The organism is Rhizobium sp. AN6A (assembly GCF_900215635.1).
GTDB classification, from domain to species: domain Bacteria; phylum Pseudomonadota; class Alphaproteobacteria; order Rhizobiales; family Rhizobiaceae; genus Agrobacterium; species Agrobacterium tumefaciens.
Genome location: NZ_OCNC01000002.1, coordinates 407,457 through 424,102 on the forward strand (window position 1 = coordinate 407,457; position 16,646 = coordinate 424,102).

Annotated in this window: 15 protein-coding genes and 1 pseudogene; 9 read left to right on the forward strand and 7 right to left on the reverse strand. The window is 59.0% G+C overall.

The annotated features are described in order from the left end of the window. The first annotated feature begins 7 nt into the window (after positions 1 to 7). The 9 genes and pseudogenes from CRO62_RS03245 to CRO62_RS27515 all read left to right on the forward strand — a co-directional run. A complete protein-coding gene (locus CRO62_RS03245) occupies positions 8 to 493 on the forward strand; it encodes an RNA polymerase sigma factor (protein WP_236760445.1) in 486 nt (161 codons plus the stop codon). Between the two features lie 86 nt (positions 494 to 579). Then, a complete protein-coding gene (locus CRO62_RS03250) occupies positions 580 to 1,515 on the forward strand; it encodes a FecR family protein (protein WP_097099166.1) in 936 nt (311 codons plus the stop codon). Positions 1,516 to 1,635: 120 nt separating this feature from the next. Next, a complete protein-coding gene (locus CRO62_RS03255; RefSeq protein WP_097099167.1) occupies positions 1,636 to 4,095 on the forward strand; it encodes a TonB-dependent siderophore receptor in 2,460 nt (819 codons plus the stop codon). A gap of 156 nt (positions 4,096 to 4,251) precedes the next feature. Next, positions 4,252 to 5,076: an iron-siderophore ABC transporter substrate-binding protein gene (locus CRO62_RS03260; RefSeq protein WP_323455319.1), complete on the forward strand. Its 825-nt coding sequence runs from the start codon at positions 4,252 to 4,254 to the stop codon at positions 5,074 to 5,076. Positions 5,077 to 5,078: 2 nt separating this feature from the next. Beyond that, on the forward strand, positions 5,079 to 5,882 hold the full coding sequence (locus CRO62_RS03265) for a siderophore-interacting protein (protein ID WP_236765546.1): 804 nt from the start codon (positions 5,079 to 5,081) through the stop codon (positions 5,880 to 5,882). Beyond that, positions 5,879 to 6,964 (forward strand): FecCD family ABC transporter permease, encoded by a 1,086-nt coding sequence (locus CRO62_RS03270; protein ID WP_038497307.1) that lies wholly within the window; start codon positions 5,879 to 5,881, stop codon positions 6,962 to 6,964. The genes CRO62_RS03265 and CRO62_RS03270 overlap by 4 nt, the downstream gene beginning before the upstream one ends. Beyond that, positions 6,961 to 8,067 carry a FecCD family ABC transporter permease gene (locus CRO62_RS03275; protein ID WP_323455447.1) on the forward strand — a complete coding sequence of 369 codons (1,107 nt, stop codon included), beginning with the start codon at positions 6,961 to 6,963 and terminating at the stop codon, positions 8,065 to 8,067. The genes CRO62_RS03270 and CRO62_RS03275 overlap by 4 nt, the downstream gene beginning before the upstream one ends. Continuing rightward, the gene (locus CRO62_RS03280) at positions 8,064 to 8,867 is read left to right on the forward strand and encodes an ABC transporter ATP-binding protein (RefSeq protein ID WP_046205679.1); all 804 of its coding nucleotides are present in this window, start codon (positions 8,064 to 8,066) and stop codon (positions 8,865 to 8,867) included. Before CRO62_RS03275 ends, CRO62_RS03280 begins: the two co-directional genes overlap by 4 nt. Before the next feature lie 54 nt (positions 8,868 to 8,921). Further along, positions 8,922 to 9,038 (forward strand): annotated as a pseudogene (locus tag CRO62_RS27515) (IS6 family transposase); the annotation flags it as partial. Between the two features lie 137 nt (positions 9,039 to 9,175). On the opposite strand, the gene CRO62_RS03290 reads toward CRO62_RS27515, so the two are convergent. From CRO62_RS03290 to urtB, 7 genes are all read right to left on the reverse strand, one after another. Beyond that, positions 9,176 to 9,808 carry a hypothetical protein gene (locus CRO62_RS03290; RefSeq protein ID WP_038497304.1) on the reverse strand — a complete coding sequence of 211 codons (633 nt, stop codon included), beginning with the start codon at positions 9,806 to 9,808 and terminating at the stop codon, positions 9,176 to 9,178. Between the two features lie 302 nt (positions 9,809 to 10,110). After that, positions 10,111 to 11,265: an iron-containing alcohol dehydrogenase gene (locus CRO62_RS03295; protein WP_097099170.1), complete on the reverse strand. Its 1,155-nt coding sequence runs from the start codon at positions 11,263 to 11,265 to the stop codon at positions 10,111 to 10,113. 11 nt (positions 11,266 to 11,276) lie between these two features. Beyond that, entirely contained in the window at positions 11,277 to 13,028 is a 1,752-nt protein-coding gene (locus tag CRO62_RS03300) for a nitrilase-related carbon-nitrogen hydrolase (protein ID WP_065687646.1), read from the reverse strand. Between the two features lie 24 nt (positions 13,029 to 13,052). Beyond that, positions 13,053 to 13,748: an urea ABC transporter ATP-binding subunit UrtE gene (gene urtE, locus CRO62_RS03305; protein WP_097099171.1), complete on the reverse strand. Its 696-nt coding sequence runs from the start codon at positions 13,746 to 13,748 to the stop codon at positions 13,053 to 13,055. Continuing rightward, positions 13,748 to 14,497, reverse strand: a complete 750-nt coding sequence (gene urtD / locus CRO62_RS03310) for an urea ABC transporter ATP-binding protein UrtD (RefSeq protein ID WP_097099172.1) — start codon at positions 14,495 to 14,497, stop codon at positions 13,748 to 13,750. Before urtD ends, urtE begins: the two co-directional genes overlap by 1 nt. A gap of 1 nt (position 14,498) precedes the next feature. Continuing rightward, positions 14,499 to 15,638: an urea ABC transporter permease subunit UrtC gene (gene urtC, locus CRO62_RS03315; RefSeq protein ID WP_097099173.1), complete on the reverse strand. Its 1,140-nt coding sequence runs from the start codon at positions 15,636 to 15,638 to the stop codon at positions 14,499 to 14,501. A 1-nt stretch (position 15,639) separates the two neighbouring features. Next, the gene (gene urtB, locus CRO62_RS03320) at positions 15,640 to 16,533 is read right to left on the reverse strand and encodes an urea ABC transporter permease subunit UrtB (protein ID WP_019565873.1); all 894 of its coding nucleotides are present in this window, start codon (positions 16,531 to 16,533) and stop codon (positions 15,640 to 15,642) included. Positions 16,534 to 16,646: the final 113 nt, after the last annotated feature.

Here is a 16,646-nt window from a genome sequence, read left to right on the forward strand (position 1 = left end):
CGAGCTTATGGCCGCATTTTCGCGCAATGAACGCCGGATTAAACGTTACCTCATCAGCAGAACCCTTTCGCAAGCAGACAGCGACGATCTCGCTCAGGAAGCTTGGATCAAGCTTGCCCGTAATGGCGCGGCTGCGTTAGCCGCGCCCGTTCCCTATCTGATGCGGATCGCACGTACCCTTGCGGTCGATCACGACCGCGGGCAAAAACGCAAACTCACCTCCAACGATATTGATGTTCTCATGTCTGTCGCCGACGAACAGCCGGGACCGGAGAAACAGTTCGAAGACCGGGATCAGGTGCGCTGCCTGATGCAGATCATCGATGAACTCCCAGAGCGCCAGCGCAAAATGCTGGTTGCTTGCCGCCTCGAGCAGCGCCGTCATGCCGATATTGCTGCGGAATTTGGGGTGTCGATCCGCACGGTCGAGCTGGAAGTCCGCAAGGCAGTCGACTATTGCAGGGAGCGGCTCGAGACAATAAATCGGGCCTGAGGCTTCGGCTTTTCATTTTTCAATCGTTGATAGTTTTAGAAACAGGTATACGCAACATCCTGTCACGAACGCGCACAAGGGAGCGGATGTTGGACGAGAATTTCGAAGCTCTCAGGCGCGAAGCGACAGCTTGGATCGTCCGCATCACATCCGGTACGGCAACCACCGAAGATGCCGAAGCGCTGCTACGCTGGCGCTCGCGCAGCGCCGCTCACGAGCAAGCCTTCCAGCAGTCGGCACGGCTGTGGAAAAATCTCGGATCAGCGCTTGGTGAGACCAAGAATACATCTGCCCCGGCTGTCACGCGGCGATCCTTCCTCGCGGCTGGAAGTCTTGCAGCCGGTGCGGCGGGCGTGGGGATCGTCTTGTCGGAACTCGGATTTCTGCCGTCCGTTGATGCCGTACTTGCTGATTACGCCACCGGGGTCGGCGAACAGCGAACGGTTGAACTCCTCGATGGATCGACGGCCACGCTCGATGGTGGCACGACCCTTTCCCTCGACTACACCCCATCAACCCGGCACCTGGTGCTAACATCAGGAGCGGCGGTCTTCGATGTGGTCCACGACGCCATGCGGCCCTTTGTGGTGACCGCCGCCAACGGTGACACAACGGCAATTGGGACGTCGTTTTCTGTTAAGCATGGCGAGGAGGATGTCTCTGTGGAGTGTCTTCAGGGACATATCACCGTACAATGTCTGGTCGATAGTCAGCTCACCGGCGGCGAAGGCATCAGCTATTCTCGGGTTGGGCTCGGTGAGAGAGTGGCAACCGATCTTGAGACGGCCGCGGCGTGGCGGCGGGGCCTGCTGATTTTCAAGGACCGGCCGCTCGCAGACGTTGTCTCGGACCTCAATCGCCATCGTCGCGGAAAGGTGCTGATTGCAAGCAGCAATCTCCGCTCACGCCGGATGTCCGGGGTGTTTCATCTCAATCGTCCGGACGAAATCCTCGCGCATCTGGAAGAGACGTTGCGGGTTCGCCCCGTCAGTCTTGTCGGTGGAATTGTGCTGCTGCGGTAGCCGGAAATTTTCTTTAAAAAAATCGACGGAAAAATTTCGTGTTTTCAAATTCGGATCGTTCTTCCTGCTAGAGGCCGCGCCAATGGATGGCACGGCGACGACTTGCATGGGGACATCGGAATGGGGCAGTTCAACGTCGGCAAGCACGGCCGTGAGGGCATGACAATATACAAATGGCGGATTTCCCACCTGTCTGCGTCCATTGCATTTGCGGCGCTCGCAATGACCTCGTCCGCGGTCTTCGCACAGCAAAGCGTCACCTATTCTATTCCTGCCGGCTCTCTTGAGCGCGGCCTGACACGGTTCGGTGCCGCGAGCGGCATCCAGATTCTCTACAACACTGCTGTCGCTAACGGACTGAACACCGCGGGCATAAGCGGTCCGCTTTCCCCAGAGGCAGCATTGCAGGGGCTTCTCGCCAATACGGGTCTGACATACCATTTTACCGGTCCGAAGAGTGTAACCGTCGCCAACCCGGCACAGGCTCCGGACGCGGTCACGGATGAAAGCGCGACAATACTACAGACGATTACGGTACAGGGCGCAGAGAGCGCCTATGGGCATGTCGATGGGATTGTTGCCAGTCGGTCGGCAACAGGTACCAAAACCGACACGCCGTTGATTGAAGTTCCGCAATCGATTTCTGTCATAACCGCCGATGAAGTAAAGGCCCGGGGTGCTGAAACGATCAAGGAAGCGGTGAATTACACTGCGGGCGTCCATGTCGGCGGCAGCAGTGCCTCGACCCGTGCGTTTGACAACATCGAAATACGCGGCTTCGCGCCAACGCCTCTCTATCTCGACGGCACTTATCTGCCCTATATCGGCGATCTCGGCGGCTCACCACAGATTGACCCGTATCTGCTCGAGCGGATTGAAGTCCTGAAGGGACCATCCTCCGTCCTCTACGGCCAGAACTACCCCGGTGGCATGATCAACATGGTCAGCAAACGGCCGACGGACAAGCCATTCAATGAGGTTGTTGCCGGAACCGGTACGGACGGTCGGGCCTATGGTGCATTCGATTTTTCCGGCCCCGTACCTGATAACGATGCGCTCCTCTACCGGCTGACAGGCGTTGCGACCCGCACCGGGACGAATATAGACTACACCGAGGACGAGCGGTTCATGGTCGCGCCCTCATTCACGCTGAAACCGGACGAGGACACGACATTCACGTTCCTGTCGCACTATCAAAAGGACAACGGTGTCCCGGACTACCAGCCCTTGCCTTACATCGGAACGGTGAAGGCCGGGCCTTATGGAAGAATCGACCGTGATCTCTTCACCGGCGAGCCGGCCTACAACGGCTATGACAGGGAGCAGGCCGTACTTGGCTACGAATTCAAGCATCAGTTCAACGATGTATGGTCGATCCGCCACAACGCGAAATATATCTCGGTCGATGATTCCTACCGGACATTCTTCAGTGGTGGCTATGTCGAGACGGGCGGCGTGACGGACTATACGAAGATGAGACGCAACGCGATCGACTATTCTTCGAACAACCAGGTTTTCGCCACCGATACCAATCTCCAGGCCGAGCTCTCGGCCGGCGAGGTTGAGCACACAGTCATCGTCGGCACCGACTACAAATGGTTCCGCAATGACTATACCGGCCGTTATGGCTTTGGCAACACGCCGCTGGATGTGTTCAATCCTGACTACGGATTTTACAAGGAGCCAACGGTCGGCGCCCGTTGGGACAACAAGATCAGCCAGCTGGGTCTTTATGCCCAGGATCAGATCAAATGGGACAATTGGATTTTAACGCTTGGCGGACGTTATGATTGGGCGTGGCAGACCGACAACGACATCCTCTCATCGACGGTAGGGAAAAAGACGGACACCGCATTCACTGGCCGTGCGGGGCTCATTTACCTCTTCGATAATGGCCTTGCGCCTTATGTCAGCTATGCCACTTCCTTCATGCCCTATTCTGGGTTTGACGGGCAGAACAACCCGTTCAAGCCCACGACCGGCGAGCAGTGGGAAGTCGGAATGAAGTATGAGCCGGTCGGTTACGATGCTCTCATCACGCTCTCCGCGTTCGATTTGAAGCAACAGAATGTACCGACCTATGATGAATTCACCTATATTCCTGCGCAGACGGGCGAAATTCACGTCCAAGGTATCGAGATCGAAGGCAAGGCAACGGTTTTTGATAGCCTTGATCTGATTGCAGCCGCCGCCTACACGGATTCGGTCTATTCCAAAGCGGATGACGGAACACAGGGGAACAAGGTTCGGTTCATGCCGCCGGTCAACATATCCCTTTGGGCCAAATACCGGATCGAAGATGGTCCACTCGAGGGGCTTGGGTTTGGCGCCGGGGTACGTCACTCAAACAGCGGATATGGCAATGCGGCCAACAGCTTCAAGTATCCCGCCTACACGGTCGTGGATGCAGCGTTGTCCTATGACTTTGGCAAACGGAATCCCAAGCTGGAAGGCCTGGAACTGAACGTAACCGCCCAAAACCTCTTCGACAAAACCTACGTGAGCGGGTGCAGCAATATCAACTCCTGTTTCTATGGAAAATCGCGGGCGGTCTATGCCAACCTGAGCTTCAAATGGTAAGTGAGAACGCTATTGTCCTCACCTCGTAAAATGGCAATCTTGCTGGTGTCAGTGCTGTTGTTCGTCGTCGGGCCTGTCCGGTCCGAGGACGGGTTTCCGCGAACTGTTCAGCATGCCCTTGGGACAACGGCGATACCGAACGATCCGGAACGGATCGTGACGTTGGGCTGGAGCGGCGAAGATGCGGTACTTGCGCTTGGCAAGACGCCGGTGGGCGTGCCGCGTTATCGCTTTTTCGAGAGCGGCATCTTTCCCTGGAACGAGCAACGGCTGGACGGTATCCGGCCATATCTCTTCGAAGGCGACATCGATTATGAGGCGATCGCAGCGCTACGGCCGGACCTCATCCTCGGCATCTATTCGGGCGTGGATGATCTCGCCTACAAGCGGCTTTCCTCCATCGCGCCGACTGTTGTCTATCGCTCTGCGCCGTGGTCGGCCGACTGGAAGGAACAGACTGAAATGGTCGGGCAGGCACTCGGCAGAAGCGATCAGGCCAAAGCACTCATCGAAAAGACAGCATCCTCTCTCAACGCGATGGGCGACAGCTGGCCTGTCCTGCGTGGCAAGACATTTACCTTCGGGACCTATTTTCCCGGCGGGTCCGGCGTCGTCGTCTATCTGCCGGAGGATCCACGCGTTGCCGCCCTACTGGAACTGGGGCTTAAACCATCTGCGGGTATACTGGCGCTCTCCGCTGCCAATCCCGGCCAGGGCTCTGTTACTGTTGGCATGGAACAGGTCGATAGCCTGGACGCCGACATCCTGATCATGTGGTACGGCGAAGGTGCACGCATTGCGGCCGAGGCGCAGCCGCTGTTTATGCGGCTTCCGGCGGTCATGAGCAGTCGTTATGTGGCCTTGGAAGATCCTGTTTCCGTCTGGTCGACATCAGCCTTGAGCGTGTTGTCAATTCCCTATGGTTTTCCGAGGTTTTTGCCCCGTCTTGCCGAAGCGGCAGAGCGGGCGGGCAAGGAGTAATGATGTCCCACGATAATGATCACGAACCCTACGTGGAAGATTATTTCTTCTGCGAGGTGACTGCTGTTACACAACTGACGCCATCGATGATCCGGGTCGCCCTGCAGGTCGAGGGCGGTGAGCGGTTGATATCGACCGGTCACCCCGACGAATGGGTGCGGCTTGCTTTGCGGCCTGATCCCCACACACCGGTGACGCTGCCGGTCTTGATGAGCAATGGGGAATGGGGCCGGCCGGATGGTTCGCAGCATTGCCCGAACCGACCCTATACAGTCCGCCGCTGGGATGCGGAGCGCAGGGAGATGCTGATCGATCTTGTCGCCCACGCGGGTGGCGTTGCCGCCAGCTGGGCGATGGGCGCCAAGGTGGGCGACGTCGTCGGCATCTGCAATCCGGAAGGCCGTTTCGAGCCGCCGGAAGATACGGACTGGATGCTGCTTGTCACCGACATCACGGGGCTTCCGGCAGTCGGTCGGATTTTGGAGGAACTGGACACGAATGAGCGCGCCATCGTGCATGTCGAGATTCCATCGGCTGCCGACCGCCAGGTGATCAACAGTGACGGCGACGTTTCGATCAAGTGGTACGAGACCCATGGTCCAAGAGCCGACCGTGACGGCTATACGCAGCTGCCGCAGATCGCCTGGGCGATCGACAGCTTGCCGGAAGGACCGGGCTATATCTACATCGCCGGCGAAGCACGGGCAGCCTCCGAATGCCGCAAGCATTTTCGCGACCGGCTCGGCTTCGACAAGACGCGGATCGACGCGATCGGCTACTGGATTGAGGGGCAGGCGCGCGTATGACCACGCAAGCTGTGGATCAGACAGGTACCGATCCAATCGGCAGACCGCCTGCTGTAAACCCGTCAGGCGGGCATGCCTGGCGATTACGGTCGCGGCTGCCCGTACTGTTTGCTCTGTCCACAACCATCCTGATCCTGCTGTGTATCGCGAGCCTCCTGACGGGTGCACGCGCCGTTGCGCCCTCGACCGGCTTCGATGCGCTGTTCGCCTATGACCCGGCATCTGCGGAACACATCATTATCCGCGATTACCGTCTGCCGCGAACGTTGCTTGGCCTCTTGTGTGGTGCGGCGTTCGGCGTCTCCGGTGCGTTGATCCAAGCTGTTACTCGCAATCCGCTCGCCGATCCCGGTATCCTCGGTGTAAATGCGGGCGCTGCCTTCTTCGTGACACTGGCAGTTGGGCTGTTAGGCTTTCACGCGATCTCCAGCTATCTCTGGTTTGCGTTTCTCGGCGCAATTGCCGTGGCGCTAGTGGTCTACGCGGTCGGATCGCGCGGGCGCGATGGGGCGAGCCCGGCGCGGCTCGTTCTGTCCGGCGTCGCGCTCTCCGCCGTGCTCGGTGGCATCGGTTCTGCGATCACGCTGCTTGATCCTCGCGCCTTCGACGGTCTGCGGGTCTGGTCGATCGGCTCGCTTTCCGGACGCAATATGGATGTCGTGCTGACGGTGGCGCCGTTCATCATCTGCGGGCTCGTCCTCTCGCTCTGCGTGGCACCATCCCTCAATGCCGTCGCCTTGGGTGATGATCCCTCCCGCGCTCTCGGGGTCAATCTGGTGCACACCCGCATCCTCGTAGTAATCGCCGTGACTCTCCTGGCGGGCGCTGCGACGGCAGCCGCAGGGCCGATCGGATTTATCGGGCTGATGGTTCCGCATGTGGTACGATGGCTCAGCGGACCCGATCAGCGATGGATCATCGCCTTCACCGTCCTTTGTTCGCCTATTCTTCTTTTGACCGCCGATATTGCCGGGCGGCTGGTGCTGTTTCCCGGCGAACTGGAAGCCGGGATCGTCACAGCTTTCATCGGGGCGCCGGTGCTGATCGCTTTGGCCCGGCGCCAGCGGGCGAGTGGCCTATGAGCGGACATCACCATGATCCTTCCAAGACCGGTGCTCATCGCCTTGCTGTCTCAAGCTCCAGCCAAATCGACTTCGGCCACAGGATCGCCGTGCTCAGGCTGTTTGGCGGGCGGCTGTCGATGCGGCTCGATCCACGCAGCCTTGTTGCTGGTGTGATCCTTCTGTCGCTAACAGTGATGATCGGGGCCGCATCGCTAGCAAGCGGAAAGTTTCCGGTCCCGCTTGCCGATGTTTTCAGGGCGCTCGTCGGTACCGCTGACGATACGATGAAGATGATCGTGATGGAATGGCGGCTACCGCGCCTGCTCCTTGCCTTTCTACTTGGCGCCGCCCTTGGTTTGAGCGGGGCGATCTTCCAGTCGCTGACGCGCAACCCGCTGGGATCGCCGGATATTATCGGGTTCTCCGCCGGCTCCTATACCGGCGCGCTGGTTGTCATTTTCGTTGGTTCCGGCGGTTATTACGAGACTGCGGCGGGTGCCCTTGCCGGTGGCATCTTCACGGCAGCCGCTATCTATCTCCTGGCCTATCGGGGCGGTGCCCAGAGTTTCCGGCTGATCGTCATCGGCATCGGGATATCGGCTATGCTTAGTGCGATGAATGCATGGATGATCCGCCAGGCCGATCTTAAGGTTGCCATGTCGGCGGCGATCTGGGCAGCGGGTTCGCTGAATGGTCTCGGTTTCGAACAGGTCCGGCCGGTCTTGCTGATGCTGGCGGCGATCATACCGTTTGTTCTGGTGATCACGCGGCCGATGCTGCAGCTGGAACTGGGCGACGAGACGGCAACGGCGTCCGGCATCCATGTAAACCGTCTCCGCCTGTTTCTGATGATCTGCGGTGTTGCGCTGACGGCAATCGTCACGGCAGCGGCTGGGCCGATCGCCTTCGTTTCTCTGGCCGCACCCCAGATTGCCCGGCGCCTATCCCGCTCGGTTGGCGCCACGCTGATCCCGTCGGCGCTCACAGGTGGATTGCTGCTCATCGCCGCTGACTGGGTTGCCCAACATGCATTCGGTGTGCAGTTGCCGGTCGGCGTCATAACCGTCAGCCTCGGCGGGCTCTATTTTCTCTGGCTGCTGATCCGTGAGGCAAGACAATGACAGATCGGCCGGATACTCGACGCGGAAGGCTTGAGGTTCACAATGCCACGCTGCGTTATAACCAACGGATCATCGCTGAGGATTTGTCTGTCGTGATTCCGGACGGTTCCTTCACCGTTATCGTTGGACCCAATGGCTGCGGCAAGTCCACGTTGCTGCGTGCCCTGTCGCGGCTGCTAACGCCTTCAGCTGGCGAGGTTATTCTCGACGGAAAGGCGCTCGCCGGCTACCCCGCAAAACAGCTTGCCCGCGCGGTTGGCCTCCTGCCACAGACCTCGATCGCCCCCGACGGCATCACCGTCGCTGAGCTTGTCGCTCGCGGTCGCTATCCGCATCAATCCCTCTTCCGGCAATGGTCGAGCGAGGACGAAGCGGCGGTCGCATCGGCAATGGCCGCGACGCAGACGACGCAGCTTTCCAGCCGTCTTGTCGAGGAGCTTTCCGGCGGCCAGCGCCAGAGAGTGTGGATCGCCATGGTGCTGGCACAGGAAACACCGATCCTGCTCCTCGACGAGCCAACCACTTTCTTGGATATCGCCCATCAGGTTGACCTGCTTGATCTTTGTCAGGAGCTTAACGCGGCCGGTCGCACGATCATCGCCGTGCTGCACGATCTCAACCCTGCTTGCCGCTATGCCACCAATATCATCGCCATGAGGGATGGCGCCATCATCGCACATGGCCCTCCGCCCGCTATCATCACCGAACGGTTGGTTGAAGACGTCTTCGGCCTGCCCTGCATGATCATTCCCGATCCGGTCTCAGGCACACCGTTGATCGTCCCGAAAGCCAGGCGGTGACGGTTCGATTCTCTCCAAGGCGAAGAAGCTACACCAACTTCGGGTGTTCAATCGCTTCAGAGCCGCCGGAACAAGCAGACGGCCTTGAAGTCGATGCGAAAGCTCCGGAAGGGCAAATGCGTCACACCGCGTGTCATGATCACCGATAAGCTTAAATCCTACGACGCAGCACTGCTGATCATCGCAAACTGCCAAACGTCGCCATGAACACATGGAGCGAAATCACCCTGTTAACCGCGGCATAAACGAGCCCCCACCGTGGCCATCATGTGCCCGAACCAAGTTAAGGCGACGCTGGCATAAAGTGCTCAACGAAGCAGTCCGTCCACGTCGAACTCCTCCCAGCCGCCGAGCTTCAAGGCCGGATCATCGGAACCATCTTCAGACGTCGTTGGCCGCTTCGCAACCTTCTTCTTGAGCGACCGCGTTAGCTTCGCCTGATATGCCGTGCGCCGCCTCTTTTCGGCTTTCGCCTCTGCATCCTCCACCCGCCATTCGTCTACAACGCCGCGGTCGAGAAGGTCTTCGACCACCTTGGGGTCGAAGACATGAAACGTGATCTGACGTGCGCGCCCGTTCAGTCTGACGGTTCGCGTCCCCCCGCTCGGCAAGCGACCGTCGGCAAGCCAACGATGCCGCTCGCTCGTCTTGATAGTCAGGATGTCCTCGATTTCGCGCGGGATTACCGGCAGTGCAGCGGCCTCCGTCACCACTTTTGTGACGATGGTCGCCGCCGCATTGAAGGCGGACTTTTCACTGGCCGCCATCGACAGTGTGAGATCTACTCCTTCGAGCGAGATCAACTTTTTTACACTAGCGGGCAGCCTTGCCTGTATTTCTTGAAGCACGCCTTTGGCGCGAACGGCCGATCCCATTGTCACGGTAGCCGGCAGGGTCCATGTCCTGATCAGTTCGATGTGATGTTTTTCATGCTTCGGCATTTGGCACAGATGGTATTTCAACGCGTTCAAGTCAAACAGCTAATTGATAGCACTCGTTCACTCTGCCAACTTGCTACGAGGCATGAAGGACAAGTCTGATGAACATCAGCCGATCTTTCCTCTCCCTTCGTATTGCTTAAATCTTCCATCAAGATGCACAGGAGTGGTGTATTGGATTCCAGGCAGAACTGAGCACATCATACCATGACGACTCCGTCGGCCTTGCAGTGCTTTGGCCAGGTCGCCTGACATAGGGGCTCATCGCATCTGATCGTTCCGCGTTCCTGACGTCCGTCACCATATTACCAAGCGGCTTCATAGATCCTGACGGCATCCGGTAGCAAAAGTGGACGAGGATTGTTGCGCAGTAAGCGCGTCTGTTCCATTGCGCTTTCCGCCAGCAGAGGAAGCCCGTCTTTGGGAATCCCGACATCGCGCAGTCGTACGGCGAGGTTGAGGCGCACAGGAAGCGCGGCTAGTCCTTCGATGAAGCCGGAAAGCCGCTCGGCGTGACCAACAGGCTCAAGGTGCGGAAAGAGGCATGGCGCCAGTTCTGCATAGGCGTCACCACACACCGGGGCGTTAAAGCGCAGCACGTGCGGCAGGACCAGACTGTTGGAAAGACCGTGCGGAACGTGATAACGGCCGCCGATCGGATAGGCGAGAGCATGAACGGCAGCGACGGGCGAATTGGCAAAAGCCTGACCGGCCAGCATCGCACCGAGCAGCATCGCCTGTCTGGCGGCGAGGTCATGTCCATTCTTGACGGCGATTTCCAGATTTGCTCCGAGAAGGCGAAGAGCTTCCTTGGCAAGGGCACGGGAAACAGCGTTGTTGTTTGCACTTGCGGAGGTGAAGGCCTCGATGGCGTGGACCATCGCGTCAATTCCCGTTGCAGCGGTCACGGCCGGCGGCAGGCCGATGGTAAGGTTCGCGTCCAAAAAAGCCGCGTCCGGTAACAGGACCGGCGATACAACGCCTTTTTTCTGGTCTGCCCCGGTAGTAACGATCGAAATCGGCGTGACTTCCGATCCGGTGCCTGCCGTTGTCGGTACCAGCACCAGCGGTAGACGCTGGCCTGTCACATTGCCAACTCCGTAGATATTGCCGAGATTTTCGCCGCTCTTGGCCAGTAGGGCCACGAGCTTTGCGACATCGAGCGACGAGCCGCCGCCGATGCCCAGTACACCAGTTGCGCCAAACTCGATCGCCCGCGCCACAGCCGTGTGAATGACGGTTTCCGGCGGATCGGCAATGACGCCGGTGAAAATTGATGTTTCAGCGCCAGCTTCCGCAAGGCTCACGAGGGCCGACTGAACAAGTCCCGCCTTGACGACCCCATCGTCGGAAATCACCAGGACGCGCGGTCCGAGCCGGGACTTGAGTTCTGAAATCCTTGCGATGCAGCCCGGTCCCGCAATTATCTGCGGGACGGTCGCGAACGTGAATGTCGACATTGTGCCGCCTTTTACTGATGCCATTTGACGAGAGGCTGATAGTGATGCGGCTGACGCATGACGACAAGGTCTTTTCGCCGGACGATGTTCGTCGGATATGGCGTGTCGAGATTGGTGGTATCGACAGCCGCAGCGGCAATCCCCTCCTCATCCAGGATCGCCGATTCCTGACGTGGAAAAGCAAAGGAATCCGGCCCGAATACCGCACTCTTGCCCAGATAACCCTTTTCCTGGTCCAGCACATTGGCGAAGGCGAAATAGACGTTGTTCTCGCCGCCGCGAACGCGAAGCGCATGCCAGTGGTAGGGATCGGCGCCCTTTGGGATCGGATAGTTGTGCGGGATTTTCGTACCGCCATGGCTGCCGGTGAAGGTGCCGGCGATCGCCGAAGGGCAGGCGACAAGATCGCATCCCATGAGTGAAAGCGAACGGATGGCTTCCGGATAAAGCGCGTCGTGGCCAATCGCCAGGCCCACCCGGCCAATGGCAAGGTCGTAGATTTTCCATTCGTCGCCGGCCGTTGCCCAACTGTCGGCGACACCCAGATGCGTCTTGCGATAGCTGCCCACCAGCCCCTCGGGCCCTGCAAGGACCACGCTGTTATAGATCCTGTCTTCGTCCGCTTCGGCAAATCCGGCGACGAGATAAAAGCCGAGCTTCATGGCCAGACGAACGAAGGCGGATACGGTTGGACCAGACAGCGGCTCCGCCCGCGTTTGCGGTGCCTCAAGTCCGGTCAGCGACAGTTCCGGGAACACCAGAATGTCCGGCGCCGTTGTCGCCTTAGCCTCGTTTGCGAGCCTTGTTATGTGGGCAATATTGTCTGCAATGACCGAGGTTGGCGCGAACTGGGCAACGGCAGCACGCGATCTGCGTCCACGCGGGATTGGCTGATAGCCATAGAGGCGGAAATAATCGCCAGGGTTCCAGGTGAAACTGTTGGTCATCATGTTCATGTAGAGCTCGGGCCGGCGCGTCTTGAAGACCGGTTCGCTTAAGACCTCGCGGCGACGGGCACGGGCAAGATCGACCTTGCCATAGGCAATTCCGTCGCCTGTGTCGATGGATGCGGCAACCGTTCCGTCGGGCTCGATCAGGCAACTTCCCCCGGAAAACTGCACGGTTCTTTCCAGACCCCACCGATTACTTTCGATGACATAGCAGGCATTTTCGAAGGCGCGGTTGATCCAGTAGGGAGCGGGCGCGCGCTCCTGCAGCCAGTTGGAGATGTGGCATATGATGTCGGCACCGGCCAGAGCCTCCAGCCGCGCCGTCTCGAAGAAGTGCAGATCCATGCACACCAGCATTGAAATACGTCCGATCTCCGTTTCGAAGACCTCGTGCACGATGTCGCCATTTGCGGCCCATTTTGGCTCGGCGATATAGGGATGGGACTTGCGGTGCCGACCAACGATGCCATCCGGACCGATCAGAACTGCCGTATTGTAATAGAGATCGCTCGCCGGATCGACTTCCGGCATGCCGACGACGATATAGCAGCGGTGTTTGCGGGCAATCGCCTGGAAAACATCGGTGGTCGGTCCGGGGATCGCCTCGACGAAGGGCTTCACCTCGGCCCTGTCGAACCAGCAATAGCCTGTCGTCCCCATTTCGGGGGTGACGATCAGGCGGGCGCCGGCCTGCGCCGCTTCCTCGCAAAGGGCGCTCAGCCGGCTGATATTGCGCGCCTTTTCGAACATGGTCGGTTCGAACTGGATAGCGGCGGCGGTGTAGCTCTGTGTCGGTGTCATGATTGTTCCCATTGTCTTATGAAAGGATGCGTCTTTTCAAACAGCCATATGCCTATGAACCAGCGCGTCGGAGAGCGCGTCGATTGCGCCGGCCGCGACCACACCTCCCTTCTCCAGCATGGCGAAGTGGTGAGAGACATGCCGCGCAAATGCAACGTTCTGCTCGACGAGGATGATCGTCATGCCGATCTCGCGATTGAGCCGGATGATGATCTTTTCAATCTCCTCGACGATCGAGGGCTGGATGCCTTCATTGGGTTCATCGAGAAGCAGTACCTTCGGATCCGCGGCCAGTGCGCGGGCGATGGCGAGCTGCTGTTGCTGGCCGCCCGAAAGCACACCGCCGGGCCGATCAAGGTTGGCCATCAGGTATGGAAAAAGCTCCGGCACCAGTGCCGGAATTTCGCGTTTGCGATCGGTGCGCGCAAAGGCGCCCATCAGGATGTTCTCGCGGATGGTGAAATCGGGAATGATCTCCCGGCCCTGGGGGACATAGGCGATCCCGGCCCGTGCCCTCATATGCGTCGAAGATGAGCCTATGTCTTTCCCCTGCAGATGCATCTCGCCCGTCATGCGGTCGGTCAGCGCCATCAGGGTTTTCAACAGGGTTGTCTTGCCGGTACCGTTGCGGCCAAGAATGCTGGTTACCTTTCCCGCCGGGATATCAAGCGTGACGCCGTGCAGGATATGACTGCGGCCGTAATAGCTGTGTACGTTTTTCAATGTCAGCATCAGGATATTCCTTTCGAACCGAGATAGGCCTCGCGGACCTTCGGATTGCTCTCGATATCCCCGACGCTTCCTTCGGCGAGAACTTCTCCCAGATGCAGAACGGTGATGCGTTCGGCGATTTCACGGACGAACCCCATGTCGTGCTCGACGACGAGGATGGTGTGGCGGCCTTTGAGATTTTTGATGATCTGGGCCGTCTTGCGGGTTTCGGCCTGGGTCATGCCCGCCGTCGGCTCGTCCAGCAGAACAACCTTGGGATCCTGGACGATGAGCATGCCCAGTTCCAGCCATTGCGTCTGGCCATGACTGAGATAAGCCGCAGTCACATTCTCCTCCGCTTCGAGGCCGGTGAGGGCGAGTACCTCATCGACGCGTTTGGCTTCGGCGCGCGAAAATCCAAACCGGAGATTGGCAAACACCGATGGATTGCGGCAATTGGCCACCTCAAGATTTTGCCGCACGCTGAGATCGCGAAAAATGCTGGGGATCTGGAATTTTCGACCGATCCCGGCGCGGGCGATCTTGTGTTCCGGCCAGTTGGTGATGTCTGTGTCGTAGACGAAGACCCTGCCTTTTGTGCTGCGGGTCTTGCCGCTGACCAGGTCCATCAAAGTTGTCTTTCCGGCGCCATTTGCGCCGAGCAACACACGCAACTCGCCATCGCGAACGGTAATGCTGACATTGTTGACGGCTCTGAATCCGCCAAAATCGACGCTGAGACCGTCGATGGTCAATGCGATTGCACTCATATTACAATGCCTCGCTTTGTTGCTGTAACGATGAGGATGCCGGGCCTGGTTTGACACGGCGGATAAACTGCCGCAGCACATCGTGCGCGACGCCGCCAAGGCCCCGCGGCATAAACAGGACGACAAGGACGAAGATGAGGCCGATGATCGCTTTCCAAGCCTCGACCAGCGCTTCGGTCTCGCTGACCTCGGCCTCGATCATGTTGATCAGGATCGCGCCGATGCAGGCGCCGAGCAGGGAGGAACGGCCGCCAACGGCCGCCCAGACGACCATCGTCACTGAGAAAGACAGGTCCATGAAGGTTGGCGAGGCGAACTCCGCGACGACCACATAGAGCATGCCGGCAACGCCGGCGATGCCTGCAGAAATGACAAAGAAGAACACCTGGTAAAGCGAGACGTCGAAGCCAAGATAGCGAGCGCGAAGCTGATCGTCACGGATCGCCTGCAGGATCATGCCTGCACGGGTCTCCACGATGAGACGCGCGCCGATGAGCGTCAGGGACAGGCATGCGGCGCACAGATAATAGGTTGCCCGGCTGTAGGGGTCGAATTCGATGCCGCCGATCGTTAGCCAGCCAAGATCGGTCAGGCCGTTGAAGCCGTTCGTCACCGGTTGCGCATCGACCATGACGAGACGCACAAGCAGAACAAGCGCCAGGGTGATGATCGAGACAAAGACACCGGAAATGCGCTTGCGGAAAACCAGCATGCCGAGTGCCCCGGCAATCAAGACGGGAAGCACGATGCCAAGCACGAGACCTACGGACTGGCTCTGAAACGGAAGCCAGAGGAAGGAGCCCTTGTTGATACAGCAAAGTTCCGTCGGCGCGCCGGGCTCGGCATTCCACAGCATGAAATCCGGAACCGGCCTGTCGGAGCCCTGTTGCAGACTGGTCAGGCTCGACAGTTTCAGCGACATGGCGAGCATGTAGGCGCCCAGGCCGAAAAAAAGCCCCTGACCGAGATTGAGAATGCCGGCATATCCCCATGTGAGAGAAATGGCGATGCCGAGCATGCCGTAGACCAGATATTTTGAAATGCGGTTCAGCCAGAATTCGTCGCCGAAAACGGGCGCTGCAAAAATCACCGCGATGAAAAGCACATAGGCGGCGATCTGGAATTTTCGTTCGATGCTCATGTTAGCGCCCCTTGAACGAGAATAGCCCGCTTGGCTTGACGAGAATGACGAGGATGACGACCCCGAAGACGACGGCGCGCGCCAGAATGTCGTTCGTTCCAATCGCCACCAGCGCATTGATTTCGCCCAGAAGCCCTGACGACAGGGCCGTGCCGAAAAGGCTGCCGACCCCGCCTGTCACCACGACCATGAAACCGTCAACGACCATCGTCGTGCCCATGTCGGGGAAAACGGTCTTGAAGCCGGACATCATTACGCCGGCGACGCCGGCAAGGCCGGAACCGAAGGCGAAAGTCAGGGCGTTGATGCGTTTCACATCGATGCCGCAAGCCGCAGCCATTTTTGGATTACGGATGATGGCGCGCACCTGCATGCCCGCTGTCGTCCGGTAGAGAATGAACCATGTCGCCAGCGTCAACGCGGCCGTCACCGCGATTATGAAGGTGCGATACGCGTTGATGTCGGCGCCGGCGAACCTGAAGGTGCCCTGCAGATACGAAGGCACGGCGACGTTTTGCAGCCCGGCTCCCAGGCCCTCGATATGAATACCGAAAAAGCTAAGGCCGAATTCGAGCCTTACGGCCTGCTGCAAAAGGATGGCGATGCCCCAGGTGGCAAGAAGCGTGTCGAGCAGGCGGCCGTAGAGCCTGCGCACCACCACCCGCTCGATCACCAGGCCGAGCAGGGCGGTTACGACAAAAGCCAGGGGAATTGCGAACAGAAGGCCTGTTTTCAGCCAGATGCCCGAGAGGACGGCGACGTAGGCACCGATCATGACCATTTCGCCGTGGGCCATGTTGATGACGCCCATGGCGCCGTAGGTGATGGCAAGACCGAGTGCCACCAGAAGAAGGATTGAGCCGAGACTGAGGCCGATAAAGAGAATGTCGAGCATAACGCCACCGTTCGTGAGAAGGGCGGACCAGACTTTGTCCTGCTCCTTGCCTGTCCCGAAATCGGGTCGGCACCGAGCAGAGGAAAAAACGCAGATCCGCCTTGCCGAGACAT